Source organism: Bacillus carboniphilus (assembly GCF_020524035.2).
Taxonomy (GTDB): Bacteria; Bacillota; Bacilli; order Bacillales; family JAIVKR01; genus Bacillus_CC.
In genome coordinates this window covers 3,311,734-3,328,422 of sequence record NZ_CP129013.1, presented here as the reverse complement: position 1 = coordinate 3,328,422, position 16,689 = coordinate 3,311,734, and the positions used below count along the sequence as shown (strand labels likewise).

17 protein-coding genes and 1 pseudogene are annotated in these 16,689 nt (G+C 35.5%); 10 read left to right on the top strand and 8 right to left on the bottom strand.

Annotation, left to right across the window (positions count from 1 at the left end; genetic code table 11):
* Positions 1-96 precede the first annotated feature (96 nt).
* The gene (locus LC087_RS17375; RefSeq protein ID WP_226540917.1) at positions 97-324 is read right to left on the bottom strand and encodes a hypothetical protein; all 228 of its coding nucleotides are present in this window, start codon (positions 322-324) and stop codon (positions 97-99) included.
* Between the two features lie 384 nt (positions 325-708).
* Here LC087_RS17375 and LC087_RS17370 point away from each other — a divergent pair, with 384 nt between their 5' ends.
* From LC087_RS17370 to LC087_RS17360, 3 genes are all read left to right on the top strand, one after another.
* Entirely contained in the window at positions 709-1,770 is a 1,062-nt protein-coding gene (locus LC087_RS17370; protein WP_226541065.1) for an endonuclease, read from the top strand.
* Between the two features lie 330 nt (positions 1,771-2,100).
* Complete coding sequence (locus LC087_RS17365; protein WP_226540916.1) at positions 2,101-3,075, top strand: nucleoside hydrolase; 975 nt, start codon at positions 2,101-2,103, stop codon at positions 3,073-3,075.
* Between the two features lie 409 nt (positions 3,076-3,484).
* Complete coding sequence (locus LC087_RS17360; RefSeq protein WP_226540914.1) at positions 3,485-3,898, top strand: hypothetical protein; 414 nt, start codon at positions 3,485-3,487, stop codon at positions 3,896-3,898.
* A gap of 395 nt (positions 3,899-4,293) precedes the next feature.
* Here the strand turns inward: LC087_RS17360 and LC087_RS17355 are convergent, their stop codons facing one another.
* The 5 genes from LC087_RS17355 to LC087_RS17335 form a co-directional block, all read right to left on the bottom strand.
* Entirely contained in the window at positions 4,294-4,773 is a 480-nt protein-coding gene (locus tag LC087_RS17355; RefSeq protein WP_226540912.1) for a DUF4489 domain-containing protein, read from the bottom strand.
* Positions 4,774-4,775: 2 nt separating this feature from the next.
* Positions 4,776-5,255, bottom strand: coding sequence for a DUF4489 domain-containing protein (locus LC087_RS17350; protein WP_226540910.1), 480 nt, complete (start codon positions 5,253-5,255; stop codon positions 4,776-4,778).
* A gap of 37 nt (positions 5,256-5,292) precedes the next feature.
* Complete coding sequence (locus LC087_RS17345; protein ID WP_226540907.1) at positions 5,293-5,778, bottom strand: hypothetical protein; 486 nt, start codon at positions 5,776-5,778, stop codon at positions 5,293-5,295.
* Between the two features lie 123 nt (positions 5,779-5,901).
* Positions 5,902-6,795: a formyltetrahydrofolate deformylase gene (purU, locus tag LC087_RS17340; protein ID WP_226540905.1), complete on the bottom strand. Its 894-nt coding sequence runs from the start codon at positions 6,793-6,795 to the stop codon at positions 5,902-5,904.
* 199 nt (positions 6,796-6,994) lie between these two features.
* A complete protein-coding gene (locus LC087_RS17335; RefSeq protein WP_226540903.1) occupies positions 6,995-8,827 on the bottom strand; it encodes a cation:proton antiporter in 1,833 nt (610 codons plus the stop codon).
* Positions 8,828-9,019: 192 nt separating this feature from the next.
* On the opposite strand from LC087_RS17335, the gene LC087_RS17330 reads away from it, so the two are divergent.
* The 7 genes from LC087_RS17330 to sipW all read left to right on the top strand — a co-directional run bounded on the left by LC087_RS17330 (position 9,020) and on the right by sipW (position 14,624).
* Positions 9,020-10,075: a mechanosensitive ion channel family protein gene (locus LC087_RS17330; RefSeq protein ID WP_226540901.1), complete on the top strand. Its 1,056-nt coding sequence runs from the start codon at positions 9,020-9,022 to the stop codon at positions 10,073-10,075.
* A 38-nt stretch (positions 10,076-10,113) separates the two neighbouring features.
* Positions 10,114-10,818, top strand: coding sequence for a 5-oxoprolinase subunit PxpB (gene pxpB, locus LC087_RS17325; protein ID WP_226540898.1), 705 nt, complete (start codon positions 10,114-10,116; stop codon positions 10,816-10,818).
* Complete coding sequence (locus LC087_RS17320) at positions 10,815-11,702, top strand: 5-oxoprolinase subunit C family protein (RefSeq protein WP_226540888.1); 888 nt, start codon at positions 10,815-10,817, stop codon at positions 11,700-11,702. Before pxpB ends, LC087_RS17320 begins: the two co-directional genes overlap by 4 nt.
* Positions 11,703-11,803: 101 nt before the next feature.
* The gene (locus LC087_RS17315) at positions 11,804-12,568 is read left to right on the top strand and encodes a LamB/YcsF family protein (RefSeq protein WP_226540886.1); all 765 of its coding nucleotides are present in this window, start codon (positions 11,804-11,806) and stop codon (positions 12,566-12,568) included.
* A gap of 245 nt (positions 12,569-12,813) precedes the next feature.
* Positions 12,814-13,410 (top strand): CalY family protein, encoded by a 597-nt coding sequence (locus tag LC087_RS17310; RefSeq protein WP_226540883.1) that lies wholly within the window; start codon positions 12,814-12,816, stop codon positions 13,408-13,410.
* An 82-nt stretch (positions 13,411-13,492) separates the two neighbouring features.
* Positions 13,493-14,002 (top strand): hypothetical protein, encoded by a 510-nt coding sequence (locus tag LC087_RS17305; RefSeq protein ID WP_226540882.1) that lies wholly within the window; start codon positions 13,493-13,495, stop codon positions 14,000-14,002.
* Between the two features lie 64 nt (positions 14,003-14,066).
* A complete protein-coding gene (gene sipW / locus LC087_RS17300) occupies positions 14,067-14,624 on the top strand; it encodes a signal peptidase I SipW (protein WP_226540881.1) in 558 nt (185 codons plus the stop codon).
* A gap of 38 nt (positions 14,625-14,662) precedes the next feature.
* On the opposite strand, the gene LC087_RS17295 is transcribed toward sipW, so the two are convergent.
* Positions 14,663-14,827 carry a hypothetical protein gene (locus LC087_RS17295; RefSeq protein WP_306019610.1) on the bottom strand — a complete coding sequence of 55 codons (165 nt, stop codon included), beginning with the start codon at positions 14,825-14,827 and terminating at the stop codon, positions 14,663-14,665.
* A 21-nt stretch (positions 14,828-14,848) separates the two neighbouring features.
* Positions 14,849-16,142: pseudogene (locus LC087_RS17280) on the bottom strand (IS91 family transposase).
* Positions 16,143-16,689 lie beyond the last annotated feature (547 nt).

The following is a 16,689-nucleotide window of genomic DNA, read 5'->3' as shown; positions in this document are numbered from 1 at the left end:
TCATGTTCACTTACTATTAGCAGATCATTTCATGTGTTGTTCATTGAATTTTTTGCATATAAAAAGCACCTCCAAATTAAGGTGCTTTTGCTCTATTTATTCGCAAACAGGATTACGTGGGATCTTTTCAAATGAGATATCGTTAAACATGCGTGCACTTCTTTTTATTATGACTACAAAATTGACAGTCCATATATATGAAGGAATCTTTTCCTCTTCTTTAATCATCATAGCTTCGAATTCATCACCAATTAAATCTTCAAATACTTCTTGTGTATAAGTTTCAGCATCTGTATGGAAATCTTTCCATTCGCATAAAATCATTTCATTCACTCCCTTTTTGGTTCGTACCTAGATTGTATCATAACAGAAAAAGATAAGCTTGTGCAATATCGAACAATGTATGATTTGTACTCTTGGCATAACCTGCACGTGTACTATAATAGCATAAAGTGTATAAGAACGGGCAAGGGCATGTTTTCTTTGTAAAAGGATGATAAACAATTTATATACTTAGTAAATTATTTTAAATTTTATATAAAATCATTGTTTTTTTAAAAAATATGCAATAAAATTAATATAGTCAAAAAGTAAGCGTTTTCAATTATGTTTTTAATTATAAGTGATATCAAAGGGGATTTAGGAGGAATTAATTTGTCAAAGGTGAAAATATTTATTTCAGCTATTTTACTAGTTTCATTACTTCAGATGCCACTATCAACTTACGAAGCTACGACTATTTCTTCAACTCAAGAGGCCATTAACAATCAAGATGGTTCATCTCAAACGGTCGAAGGATATATAGTAGGAAAGCCACTTTCGTCCAGTTCAATCCAAACCTCGTCTTTTTCAGATGATTATTCGATTGCCATTGCTGATGATCAAGATGAGACATCAACAGAAAACATGTTGTACATACAACTAACTTCAGATTACCGCTCTACATTTGGTCTTGATACAAATTCATCAATATTAGCGGATAAAATTTCCGTAACCGGTACATTAACTAGTTATTATGGACATGCTGGTTTAAAATCACCCCAGTCCATTGAATTTTCTTCTGAATCAACAGTAAATTCAGAGATTGAAGAGTACTATCAATCTGCAGAGAATAAAACAGGAGATACATTAAAAAGATCACTCCATGCCATTATTGATGATCACGTAGAACTTAGCTATAATGATGTATGGAATGCATTACGATATACGGATCAAGACCCAGATAATAGTAATAATGTCATATTAATATATACTGGTCGATCACAAAGTAAATATAGGAATGGTAATGGAATAGATGATTGGAACAGAGAACACGTTTGGGCTAAGTCTCATGGTGATTTCGGTACATCTAAAGGAGAAGGTACAGACCTTCATCACATTAGACCTTCTGATATGACTGTCAATAGCTCCAGAGGAAACAAAGATTTTGACAATGGTGGTACTGCTCAAGGCGAAGCTGATGATACCTTTTATGATAGCGATTCTTGGGAACCAAGGGACGAAGTAAAAGGAGACATCGCTCGAATGATTTTCTATATGGCCGTTCGCTACGAAGGGGATTCTGGTGAACTAGATTTAGAGGTTAATGATTTTGTAAGTAATGATTCTAGTCCTTATCATGGGAAACTATCTACTCTTTTAGAATGGCATAACGAAGACCCAGTAGATGATTTTGAAAGAACAAGAAATGACATCATTTACGAGGATTATCAACAAAACCGCAATCCTTTTATTGATCACCCCGAATGGGTTGAAGAAATTTGGAATTGAACATCTACTATTCAAAAAAGAGCCTAATCAATTGATTAGGATCTTTTTTATTAGAGGAAGAAAGTAGATAAATAGGTCCATATTTAGCTTGCGGTTTTAATTCTTGTCTAGCTCCATTGCCCAGCAACTCCGACGCACACGATGTGCTAACGTCAGCTTTAGTCACAGGACGTGACTGTACTTAGTTGACGTTCCTTTTTCCCTGCGTTTCTAAACGGGTGATTGCGATTTTCTTAATCTACATTCATTTTTTGGACTATTTAAAAATCTTATTTCAAATTAGGAATTATTGATGTTTTTCTCCATACTTATTAAAAAGAGGTGGTGTGGATGAGAAATCAGAAAAATGTTCTCGCATTCTCCGACTTTGGGATCGATGATGTGATCACGCTTCTTTATGCTTATTATAGTGAGGAGATCAACCTAGTCGGAATTGTAGCGGACTACGGAAATATCTCATTTGAAGCCGCTATGACAAACGTAAAATTTATTCAAAATCTAACGGGAGTTACAGATGTTCCTATAATTAGTGGCGCTGTTTCTTCATTAACAGGACAAGAACCTCACTACTTTACAAATATTCACGGACCCTTCGGTTTAGGACCGATCATCCCTCAAATTGAAACGAATCACGTAATAGACGAAAACTTTTACTTAATTAATGAAATTATTGAACGCTACAAAAATGATCTCTATATCCTTTCAACTGGACGATTAACTTCTTTAGCAACCGCCTTCGTGTTATACCCTAAAACAATGTCAGAAGTGAAAGAATTTTATGTTATGGGAGGAGCTTTTAACGTCCCTGGAAATGTAACCCCAGTTGCTGAGGCTAATTATTTTGGAGATCCATATGCAGCCAATTTACTCATTCAATTAGCACCTAAACCTGTTTACTTAATTCCACTAGACGTTACAGAATATGCGTTAGTGACAACCCCAATGATTAATCAATTAACTTTATTTTACAAAGGGCAAAATGATTCAGTAGGACAAATTATAAAACCACTATTTGACTATTATAATGACTTTTATAAAAAGAACTATCCTTCAATGAATGGAAGCCCTCTTCACGACACGTTTACCTTATGGGCAATTTCGGATAGTGGTAAAAAAAATATATATTATGAAGAAACACCTACCTTCATTAATACAACTAGAGGTGAAAGCTTTGGACAAAGCTCTGGAGATTTTCGAAAGATAGTCAATAAAGCAAATTGGCCTGTTCATAATATTGCTTTATGGTTTGACTATCGAGCTTTTATAAACGAATTTTTCCTAGTGATGACGACACCGAGGGAATAAGCCTGTTTAGCGACGCCAAAAAAAAGGAACGTCAACTAAATGCAGTCACGTCCTGTGACGCTAGCACTTCGTGTGCGTCGAAGTTGCTGGGCTCTGGAGCTAGACAATCATTTTAGCACCTTCTTATAAAGGACAAAGTTTATACATTCATATCATATAAAAAAAAGCTACCCTTATGAAAGGATAGCGAATAGCTCCCTGTAGGAAGCCTGTTCGAAAAGGAAGTAGAAATTCATTTGCAATGGCATGCTAAAACACTCTTTTACTATACAATTTTTAAAGGAAAGTGGATGTGATTTCCGTCACTTTTCCCCTTGTTGTTTTAAAATTTTTACTGAAGATCGAATACTAGTACAAGCTACTGCTACATATAAATGTTTGTAAATATATATGAAAGGAGACGATAAACTTGAATTATTATCCGAATAACCCAATGATGTCTCCATACCAACCTAATCAACAATCGAACGTGTCCCCAAACCAAATGAATCAACAAGCAAATGTATCACCATATCAATCAAACCAACAAGCTAATGTTTCTCCACAAATGACAAAGAAATCAGAAAGTGAAATTAAACAGTTTTGTCATGATCATCACCATCACTTTGTTATCTTTGTAACGAATGAAGGACAACAAGTTGAAGGGATTATAGATGAATTAGATGATGACTCTTTTAGTCTGCTAGTTCCTTCTGGAGAAGATGAACGATTTTTCGGCGCTCCCTTTTATGGTTACGGTTACCCAAGAAGATTTCGTTACTTTCGTCCATATCGCTTTCCATATAGAGGGTTTGGAGGGTTTATGTATCCTTTTTTTATTTGAATTCTACTTATTAACAAGAACCGATGTAAATCGGTTCTTGTTAATTTTTGTTTATTGTAAATTCCCCTTTTAGAATGGGGATTTACAATACAACAAACAAATATCAACCAAAAATCACTTGATTTTCACTGCAATTCTTTCGTATTTATCTGTGTAAGTAGTTGACATATTTTTAATCCTAGTTTTTTGATTACAAGAGAAGTCTAAAATTTGATTAACACAAACAGTTGTTACACAGTTTAATATTTACTCATCCTGACCTTTTAGAACAAGAAATATCCATTAGGAAAGATGGAGAATGAAAAAACAAACAAACTTTTTTACGAGGATTGTGTTCTTCTTCAAGTTGAATACTTTTGGATGTCCAATTTTCTTAATGTCTCAAAAAACATTTTTTAGTTAGAACTACCACTACATGCAATTGCCGATATTTGTTGACTATCTAAAGTGTATGAAGCATTATTAGATTTTAAATCTATAATTTGGATAGTGTAAATAAATGCATCTTCAAAGGAATTGTTTAGACTATCACAATAATTAAGGACCAGAGGTTCAATTGTTACTAATTCCTCCACAACTGTAGGAATTCCTTCAGACACTTTAAATGTCCATTTCTCTAATCTTTCTTCCTCACCTGTTTGAATTGATTTCCTCACAAGTTCAAAAGTAACGCTAATAAGTATATTATAACCATTTACAACTACATTACAATTTTGAGAATAATTTATAAGTACACGAGGATTTTTAATATTTTGAACATCTACTTTAACAGAGGCAATTTTTAAAGGCACCGAATTGAGAGATAGTTGATTCGGAATTAATACTTTATAAGTTTTCCCACAGTTTAAAAATGAAGACTGACAAGATGACTCCAACCTCAACACCTCCCCTGATGTTGTTCTTCGCCCCGATAAACTTGAGCGGTCATATTTTTTTCTGAAATATTATAAAACGAGTTGTTGGATAATTCTGCTTCAACTAACTCAAATGAATACGTACAAAAACTTATAAAGCGATTGGATATACATTGACAATAATTATAGACCACAGGCTCTTTTATATTAGTATCATTCACAAAACCTCTTCGAAAGGAATATTCCTGGAGGTTTTGCACAGTGAATCCTTCACACTTTTTAATCAACCTAAAAGTCAAACGATTAAAATCTTCCCCTCGCAAATTTGATGATACAAAACCAGAAAAACTAATAAACACACACATATCAATATTTTGGGGTACATCAAAGGATAGTTGCGTCAATTTAATTGGAGGTTGTTGTCTACTTAACTTAATTGGTAAAACAGGATTAAAAACTTTAGCCTGAACAATGAATGGTAAATAGCTTCCCTGTAGCTCCAATATATTCACCTTCCTCGTTTAATTCATATTTTCAAGCCTAATTATAAAGTAAGTAGCTCTTTCCATTCCTTAGTTCGTTCCCAGTCACATTCTTGTTAGTAAGTTCAAATTCTCTTACTGAATTTTTCTTAATACTAATGATTTGGTACAGATAAATCAGTTTCTCACCTTGATTTTGAAGATCACAATCGCAAAATTTAAAAACATCAGGTTGATTTGTTTGAATATTGGCAACCTCTGCTATTGTTGCAGATTCAAAAAGAAAATCCCATATTTGAAGAATTTCTGTTGATTTTTTATTTTGTCTAATAAGACGATATACAATTTCTAACTTTGGATTCAAACCAAAAATCGTAAAAGTGATAAATTGTGAATACTCCAATAACGCACAGGTACTCATGCATTTGTTAGGTTCTAAAATTACTTCAGCCAACTTAATCGGTGGCTCACTTTGATTCAATTGATTAGGTAATCGGGGATTAAACACTTTACCTAATGTAATAACAGGTAAATTCGCTTTCATCTGTCACACTCCAACTAAAGGGATACTCTACAATATGTAATAAACATGAAAATCGACACAAAAAAAACCTTATATTAGAGGAATACTCTTTACATAAGGAGAAATGAAAAACTTTATTTACCATTAAAAAACGATCGTTTTGTTCTTAAAAACAATGATTCTATCTTCAATATGCCATTTGACTGCCTGAGCTAATACATTTCGTTCAATTTTTCGACCAATCACTTTCAACCCTTCTACATCTTGACGATGATCGACTCGTTCAATATCCTGTTCTATAATTGGTCCTTCATCTAAGTCATTCGTCACATAGTGAGAGGTGGCACCAATTAGTTTTACACCTCGTTTAAACGCTCGTTCATATGGCTTTGCACCGACAAAAGCAGGGAGAAAAGAATGATGAATATTAATAATTTGGTTTGGATGTTGTTCAACAAATTCAGGAGTTAAAATTTGCATGTACCTTGCTAACACAATAAAATCAACAGAATATTGATTAAGTAATTTCAGTTGTTCCTGCTCGACCTGCTTTCGAATATCTCTCGAAGATTGAATATGATAAAAAGGGATCCCAAAAGACTTCACCACTTCTTTTGCATCTAGATGGTTACTAATGACAAGTGGTATATCAATCATCAATTCTCCACTCTGCCACTCCCATAATAATTCTTGCAAACAATGCAGTTCTTTCGAAACAAATACGGCACACTTCTTCACATCAGACACTCGTGTTAATGTCCAAGACATCGAAAATTGATTAGCAATGTCTGAAAAGCTACTTAACATTTTTTCCATTTTGTTTACTAAATAGGGACAATCAAATTCAATTCTTAAGAAAAAAGATCCTCCAGATGGGTCTGTTGAGAATTGATTCGACTCAATTATGTTCGCACCAAAATCCTTTAAAAAGGTAGAAACGGATGCAACGATCCCTGGTTTGTCCGGACAGTGAATAAGCAACCTACCTCGGTTTTCATGTTGCTTTTTAAATTTTTCAATTTGTTTATGTACGTTCATTGCCCATCCTCCCTTTATTGATTTTTCTTATTATAACGAATATTGATGATAAAAGAAATCTTCCTTTTTGAAAGGCCCACCCAATACTACTCAAAAAGAGAAAGTGCCTAGGCAAACCGCCTAGGCACTATACAAGAAAGATATTGTGGTTCTTAGTCATTTGTATAATAACAAAAAAATTCACTTTACTCAACTTTCTTTATCTTTCTTCATTTAACCTCTCTCTAATTCTTCTAAATTCTTTACTTGGCGGCATCAAGGCAACTACAATATCTCCAGGTTCTCCTACCAACTTATGATCAGTCGTAAAAAACTCTATATCTCCTGTCTCTTTTAACAAAAATAAGTATACTGTATCATCATCTTGATCACGTAAATATGTTTCAAAAGAATATTGTTCCGTTATAGATGTCTTTCTCATAACATATCCTGATTTTACTTTTGCATTAAGGCGACCCCATGTAGCCTTCTCGCTAAAAACATTTCTACCACCAACCGTATGACCAAGCTCGTCTAGTCCATCTGTCTCTTGCCTTTCGAGACTTAATTGAAAAAGGTTATTTCGTCCAATATGAGGGACATGAGTCGTACAAACTAAAGCATTGTAAGAATCAAATTCAGTAGCTGAAAGAAGATAATCATATGGAGTCATATCTACTTGATATTCAGTTTCAGCAGCAAGTATTTCTCCTCTATACGAGGGGATCCCAACTTTTCGAGCTAAAGAAAGACGTTTCCAAGAAGAATCGATGATTAACACAGGTACAGATAAATCTTCAAGTACTTGACCTAAGGCTGTTGTAAATGGATTTCCTCCTACTAGTAAGACACCAGCCTGACTTTTGTATGCTAAATCTAACTTCCTCGCAGCCCAGCGAATGGAAAACCCATGAACACAAACCGTTGTAAAAACGAGAGCAAAAGTTAATGAGTTCAAAATCGATGCTTCTTCAAATCCTTCACTAATAAGCAAGGAAGATAAATAACCAGAAACAGTGAGAGCGACGATTCCCCTTGGAGCAATCCAGCCAATTAACAGTTTCTCATTTCTTGTTAAATCGGTTCCTGCTGTCGAAAGGTAAATAGATAGTGGACGAACGACAAATAGCATTAAAAGAACAAATAGAATAATTTCTAGTTGAAAAACTTGAAAAAGCGTTTCCCTTGTTAAAGATGCTGTAATCATAATAAAAATAGTAGAGATGAGTAAGACTGATATGTTTTCTTTAAAATGCCTCATATCTTCTATTGAGTTTAACTTCATGTTGGCAATAACCATTCCCATTGCTGTAACAGAAAGTAAACCAGTCTCATGCATTAAGCCTTCTGCGAGAGCAAAGCTTAACAAAACAACAGCAAAAACAAAAGGAGACTTTAAAAATTCTGGAACATGCCCCTTTTTAAATAACCATCCTATACCATATCCAAAGAAAATTCCGATACCAATCGCACATAAAGATATAAATAAAAACTCGCCGAGGATCGAAAAACCTTTATCATTTGTGAAAAATTTAATAAACTCGAATGTAAACACCGCTAAAAGTGCACCTAAAGGATCAACAATAATTCCTTCCCATTTTAATATTTTGGCTGGCCGTAAGTTTAACTTAGCTTGCCTTAACATGGGTAAGATAACAGTAGGACCTGTTACAATAAACAATCCTCCGATAATAAACGCGACTTCCCATGATAATCCAGCAACCGCATGTGCAGTGAATGATCCGAGTAGCCATGCAAGGATGGCACCAAAGGTGACGATGCGAAAGACTGGTTTATTTAAATCCTTTATTTCTTTTAAATCAAGGTTTAGACTTCCTTCGAAAAGAATGATGGCTACTGCAATCGAAATTAACGGACTATAAAGGGTCCCAAAGTCTTCCATTGGTTGAATAAATCCAAAAATAGGACCAACAAGCAGGCCAGAGATGGACATAACTACAATCGCAGGCAACTTATATCGCCAAGCTACCCACTGTGATAAAACACCTAAAACAGTAATTAAAACGATACTAAACAGTAAAGAATCTATCATTCATGTCTAATCCCCTTTTTCATATTTTTCCTTTAAAATCATATTTTTCTTATCATCTACGTTATCTTTTTTTAACATACAATTCAAGAAAAGTGCATCATCTCTTTTCTTTTTGAATGATTGACCAAGCTCTGTATCTTTATCATTGACCAATGAAAGTGATATGATGAATGATACATGGGGGGAGAGGAAATGGACTATTTATTAAAATGGCTAGAGCAATTCAATGTTATTGATTTCATTTTAATAATAGCGATCACCATACTTATTATGGTAGTTAGGCTAATATTACTTTTAAGTCTTAAAAAAACCACGCTTTTGAAAGGAAAAGCATTTAAAACCCTAATTAATTGGCTTTCATTTTATGCGATTCTCATTTTTATGCTGGTCTATTTTGCAGATGCTGAGTGGATGACAAAAGAATGGATTAAGGTTGGAAAAATAGAAGTTACTCCATCTCTCATACTTGTTGCGGTCTTTATCCTATCTATTTCTTACATTATTTCAAAAACAATCAGGGAAGCTATACTCCCGCCTATATTTACTCGTTACCATGTCACAAAAGGACTTCAATACACGTTTAGCCGTATTATTCACTACATAATTATGGTCATCGCTATTTTAATCAGTCTTTCGAGTGTAGGAGTTAGCCTCAACGGGCTTACCGTTTTTGCAGGTTTATTATCGGTAGGGATCGGATTCGGACTTCAAAACATTACATCAAACTTTATTTCCGGTATTATTTTATTATTTGAACGTCCGATCGAAGTTGGGGACAGAATCATCATTGATGATATTATTGGCGATGTTAAACAAATTAAAATGAGAGCTACCGTTGTGAAGACTCTCCATAATGAACATATTATTATCCCAAATTCGTATTTTTTAGAAGAACATGTCATTAACCGCTCCTATAGTGATTCTAAACTCAAACTAGTCATCCCTTTCGGCGTCGCCTATGGGACAGATGCTGAACGATTAAAAGAGCTCATCATACAACTCGTGCATGATGAAGCACAGAATACCCCTGCTGTTTTATTAAAACCAAAGCCTTACCTTAACTTTATTGAATTTGGCGATTCTTCGTTAAACTTTGAGTTATTTGTATGGATTTCAAATCCATATGAATATATCACCTTAAGAAGTGAGTTTCATTACCGAATTTATCAAGTACTAAATCAAAATGAAATCGAGATCCCCTTTCCTCAAAGAGACATTCATATAAAGTCTTTACCATTAGAAGAATAGTTCCTTCTTTATTATAAACATAACGAAAGGTGTTCATTATGAACTATACGATATACCCCTTGGGTGACAATGCAATAACCATTCAATTAGGAAAGCACATCAATGAAGAGACATTTAATAAAGTTCAAACGGTGTTTCAACAATTAAACAATCAATCGTTCGAATGGTTAGTTGAGCTTGTTCCATCTTATACGGCAGTTACCCTTTATTATGATTTACTAAAGTTGTTTCGACAAGTCGTGTCTCCCTTTCAATGGGTTTGTCAAACGATTCAACCTTTGCTTAATGATCTACAAGTAGAAAAAAAGACCGATATAAGGATAAATGAGATTCCAGTTTGCTATGAGGAACCGTTCTCGCCAGACTTACAACATCTCACACAATATCATCAACTAACAAAAGATGAGATTATTTCTATTCATAGTGAGACGACTTATCTTGTTTATATGATCGGATTTTCTCCTGGTTTTCCATACATCGGAGGAATGTCAAGAAGGATCGCAACTCCACGAAAAGCGACTCCTCAGAAAAGAATTGAAGCGGGATCGGTTGGCATCGCTGGAGAGCAAACAGGTATCTACTCATTAGATACTCCAGGTGGATGGAACATTATCGGAAAAACGCCTTTAAAGATGTTTCAACCTCATCTAGACAAGCCTTCTTTTTTAAAGGCTGGTGACCACATTCAATTTATCCCAATTGATATAGCAACGTTTAAACGTCTGGAGGAAAAACAACGATGATACTCGTCGAAAAACCTGGATTGTTTTCAACCATTCAAGATATAGGAAGGCATGGTTATCAACAATTCGGTGTTGTTGTTAGCGGAGCTATGGATCCTTTGGCACATCAACTATCCAATATTCTAGTTGGAAATCCTCCATCAGAAACGACCATTGAGATAACCATGTCAGGGCCAACATTGACGTTTTTCTCGGATTGTGTCATCGCTATTTGTGGAGGGGAATTTCAAGCATCTATTGAAAACCAGTCAATTCCTATGTGGCGAACAATTTATGTGAGGAAGAATAGTACATTAAAAATTGGACCTACCTTGAAAGGAGCGAGAGGATATATCGCTATTTCTGGTGGAATTGATGTTCCTAACCAATTAAATAGTAAATCCACATACATAAAAGCAAATCTGGGTGGATTAAAGGGGCGTCCTTTACAGAAAAACGACATTCTTCATATCGGAAATGAAGCGGACTTAAATAAAAAAATTAAAAAATCCTTATGCAGTTCTCCTTCTCATTTTTCTTTAATGAAGCAATCTATATCACCTAACGTATACACCTATATAACTGATCGTTCCATTCAATTTACAAAAGGAATACATTATGACTGGTTACATCAAAATGCAAAAACGCTAATGCAATCAAACTGTTTTACCGTCACACCTCAATCTAATCGAATGGGGTATCAACTAGATGGTCCAAATCTATTACTAAATAAAAAACAAGAAGTTTTATCAACAGCTGTAAATGTGGGGACCATTCAAGTCTTACCAAGTGGGAAGCCTATCATTTTATTGGCTGACAGGCAAACAACAGGCGGGTATCCAATGATTGGTCAAGTCTCGTTAGCTGATCTACCTAAACTTGCTCAAACAAGAATTGGTGAATGAATAACCTTTCAAGAGATCAGTCTAACACAGTCTCAACATCTATATGCTAAACAGCTACAAACGATAAACATACTGTATTCATTATTCGGGAGGAATCAAAAATGACCATTACGATTGACCTTAACTGTGATTTAGGTGAAAGCTTTGGACATTATAACATCGGACATGATGAACAAATACTGGATTATATTTCTTCTGCTAATATCGCTTGCGGGTTTCATGCCGGTGATCCACACACCATGAGAAAAACCGTTCAACTTGCCATTGAAAAAGGTGTCGCTATAGGGGCACATCCAGGGTTACCTGATTTAAATGGATTTGGAAGGAGAAAGATGGAGATAAGTGAAGAAGAAGCATATGAACTCATTCTTTATCAGGTAGGTGCCTTGCAAGCTTTTGTTCAAGCTCAAGGGGGAAAAATGCAGCATGTAAAGCCTCATGGGGCTTTATATAACATGGCAGCCGTTGATCAAATAATCTCCTCAGCTATCGTGAAAGCGATATATGATCTAAACAAAAACCTCATTATTTATGGACTTCATGGTAGTCAATTAGTAAAAGAAGGAAACAGAATAGGGTTAAAAACAGCGAGTGAAGGATTTATTGATCGTGTCTATCAAAACGATGGGACGCTTACACCAAGAAAAATGGAGCACTCACTTATTCAGTCAGATGAAGTGGCTATTCGGCAAGCCATTCAAATGGTAAAAGAGCATTCAGTAGATACTTATTCTCAAAAAAACATCCCTTTAAAAGTACAAACGATTTGCCTTCATGGAGATCATAAAGATTCACTTACTTTTGCAAAGAAAATAAATCATTATTTAAAAATACAAAATATTTCGATTGAGAATTTTTCTCATTAAGGATATATATGAAATATTATTCAAATTTATAGGAAAATTAAATGAAATTATACCCATCCTTCTATGACAAATATACCTATATTTCCTTTAGTTTTTACTTTATATGACAAATATCTTGAGATTCTAGTCCTTTTAACCCTTCAATTTTTCCTACTATATAAAGATTCTATTTCAGATAATATTTGCTAAGATTAATTTGTACTTTTCAATACAGTTCAACCAACATCTGAAGGAGGAATTTTATAATGGGTCTTAAAAAGAAATTAGGTTTAGGCGTTGCATCAGCTGCACTAGGATTATCTTTAGTAGGTGGAGGTACATTTGCTTACTTCAATGATACTACAGAAGTAAACGGTAGCTTTGCTGCTGGTACACTTGACTTAAATGCACAACCAACAACAATTATTGATGTGAAAAACATCAAACCAGGTGACTGGATGAATCGTGCATTCGAACTAAAAAATGATGGTACTTTAGATATTGATCAAATTAAATTATATACAGACTACAAAGTAATTGACGCTGAAGGTAATAACGCTGGTGAAGACTTCGGTGATCACATTCGTGTTAACTTCTTACACAACTGGGATAAAGCTGATACACCTATCTTCTTTACAACTCTATCTGAGTTAAAAGAAATGGATGAGACAGAGCTTTATGAAAAAGTATTCGTTCCTTGGTTAGGAACATTCGGTGGATACCTAGCTGCTGGAACTAGTGACACTTTATTAGTTCAATTCGAATTTGTTGACAATGGTAAAGACCAAAACAAATTCCAAGGTGATTCTCTAGAACTTACTTGGACATTCGAAGGAATGCAAGGTCCTGGAGAAGCTAAATAATTTAAGTAATGACTTTGTAAAGGTGGAGGAAACTCCACCTTTACTTTTACTATCTATCCTTTAAGAAACGAGTGAATTTAGCATGAAGTTTATGAAAAACAATACTAGTAAATCTAAATCATTCCCTCTTATTCTTCTTGTTTTTTTTGCATGGTCTTTTTTTTATATTGGAATGATTAAAAATGTTGGTTATACAAATGCTATTTTTGTTGATCAATCCGTAGTAGATCATTCACTAAATACGGAGCCTTCATTTACAAATTGGAGCCTTCAATCCCTCAATATCCTATCTACTGAAGTAAAAACTACTAACAATCAAACACAACTAGTAATCAATATAGAAAACCAAGGTGAAGATCAATCACCTGAACTCGAATACCAGTTATATTATTCATCCGACAAAGAGGAAACATCAAAACAACTTATTGACTCTGGACCGATTCCTTATCTTCAAGGCGATGAAAAACGCACTCTTAAATTTCCAATTAAAGATAATGGATTTTATACCGTTATGCTAAAAGACCCAACTACCTTTGACCAGATCTCTAGTCATTTAGTAGAGTATTCTGACAATAGTATAGACAGTCAATGAAATATATGTTAAATAATACATATAACTAATAGATTTCAAAAATTCGATTGTGAGGTAAAACAATATGAAACGTGCAAAAAAAATTATAAGTGGAACTCTTACCGTTATTCTAGCTTGTATATTTATCTTAATGCTTTTTATCACGATTTCATCTAGAGCTTCTGGAGGTGAGCCTGAAATCTTTGGTCACCAACTTAAGGTTGTTCTTTCAGGATCGATGGAGCCTGGAATTAAAACAGGATCTATAATCGCGATCGAACCTGGTGGAGATATGACCAGATTTAAAGAAGATGATGTCATTACTTTCAAAATGGATGAGGATAAATTAGTTACACATAGAATTGTTGGCGTCACTGAGGCAAATGGTTCTGTCATTTATGAAACAAAAGGGGATAACAATAACGCGCCGGATATGGATCCAGTCTTACCTGAAAATGTGGTCGGTGAATATAATGGATTTACGATTCCGTACGTAGGTTACTTTTTAGAATTCGCCCAATCAAAAGAAGGTTCAGCCTTATTGCTGATTGTACCTGGAATTTTGATGCTGATTTATGCAGGATTCAGCATTTTTAGAGCCATAGGTGAATTAGAAATAAAGAAGAAAGATTCGACTACATAAACAATAAGTGTTTAAGAAAAACCAGGTGTGATTAAAAATCACACCTGGTCCTTTTTGGTGCTCAGAATATCCTCAATCCTGTATTCCTTCCCATGAATACCTTTATAGTATTCAGGATACATGTCTTCTCCACATTTTTCACAGGAGAACATAGGGGGGACGGCTGGATCACCTCCATCCATTAAATCAAAATCTCTTACCACTTGTTGTGGAATCTCTTCTTTTCATGACACACTAAACAAACAAAGTTGATGCTCTGTTTTGATTGGGCCATTTTTTTCTTTTTTTCTTGCCTTTTTTCGGTGTTTCGATACTGGTGAAATGATGAATCACCCTTTCTAAATAGGCTCTTGTCGTGGTACACAAGGCCACCTTGATTTCTAGTCTACCATTTTCAAGACAGACTTCTCCCTTGTATTCATAGTAACACTGGCATTTTTCACAAATAAGAGGGTCTCTCTTACCACTTGATACGATTCGTTCCCTCCATGTCTGACGGCGCATTGTTTTCTTTGCTTTCACTATCCAGCGTTTCGCTTTCTGTTGCCATTGACATAAGACTTTTTACTCAAGCCCTTGCATCTCCTTGAATACATCCCATAATGACGAATCGTCTTAAACTGTTCATCTGGGATATGACGAATAAGCCTAGAGATAAATTCCTCTACACTGATCGTTTCTCTCTTTTTCTTTTCCGCCTGTCTTATCATGATACGTAAAGGTTACCTTTTGTCCGTCATATGCCTCGATCCGATTCAGTCCTATCGCAGGTCGACGAATATAACGGCCAATATAGCGAAGTTGTTCTTTTACATTCCCTTCCTGTTTTGGCGCATGCACATAGAAGCCCTTCCCATTATTGTGAAACGCCTGTTGTAATCGAGGTTGTATTCTCTTCTTTTCTTTTTCTGACACACCTCTGCGTATGAACTTTAACACCACGGTCTGCCACTGCTTTCTTAACATTTCAAATGGCAGATAATCGTACTGTTTCCATTCCCCCTTTTTCGTAAGACCTCCCATCGTCACTAGCATATGTACATGGGGATTGAAATTCACTCTGGATCCGAAAGTATGTAAGCCTGATATGATTCCAGGGGTCACTTTCGCTTTCTTTTTGAAAAAATCCATGATTAATCGCGCTGCCTCGTCCATCAAATCTTTTAACAGATGGCGATGAAGCAAAAACACATCACGCAGTCCTTCATCAATTGTAAAGATGACATGACGATGATTCACCTGTAAGACCTCTTCTGTTAGTAGTCGACTCCATTCTTCGCTTTCTCCTACTGAACAAGTGGTACAAAATCGCCCCTTACAACGATACGGAACCTTCCTGACATCATGGCAACCTTCACAAACAAATAGCTTAAATCCATTTTTGGGATTCCCACACCCTCTGAATTTCTCTATTTCCTTTCTTACTATTGGACGGATTTTAGCTCCATGTTTCTTTTGAAAGTGATCCCAATGGTTATGTTTATCAAAGAAAATTTGTTTTAATATATTATTCTCCATGACATCAAAATACCACAGTTTCTAAGACTGTGGTAGACCCGAAATTATATACTTTCTTATCTTTTAAGAAAGGCGCAAGCGCCCGTCTAGCGACGCAGGTGCTTATAGACCCCCGCATGAGATAAAGGAAACACGAATAGCCGCAGGCTTCGATGTTGACTTATCGTAGAGAGGAGGGCGAAGCATCACCAGTCGCTGGGCGCCGGAGCTAGACAACGATGAAAGCACTGTCTTATTAAGGACAAAGTTTATACTTTCTGATCTTATAAGAAAAGCGCAAGCGCCCGTCTAGCGACGCAGGTGCAAAGGAACGTCAACTAAGTACAGTCACGACGCGCGAACTAACGTTGACGCTAGAACCTCCTGTTCATCGCCGCATGAGATAAAGGAAACACGAAAAGCCGGAAAGCGGAGGATCTACTAACTACTGCCACGTCGCGCGAGCAAACGTAGATCCACCTCCCTCCTGGAGGCGTCTCCGTTGACTTATCGTAGAGAAATGGAACATCATCTAAAAGGCGCCCACGTCCTGTGGGCAACGATGATG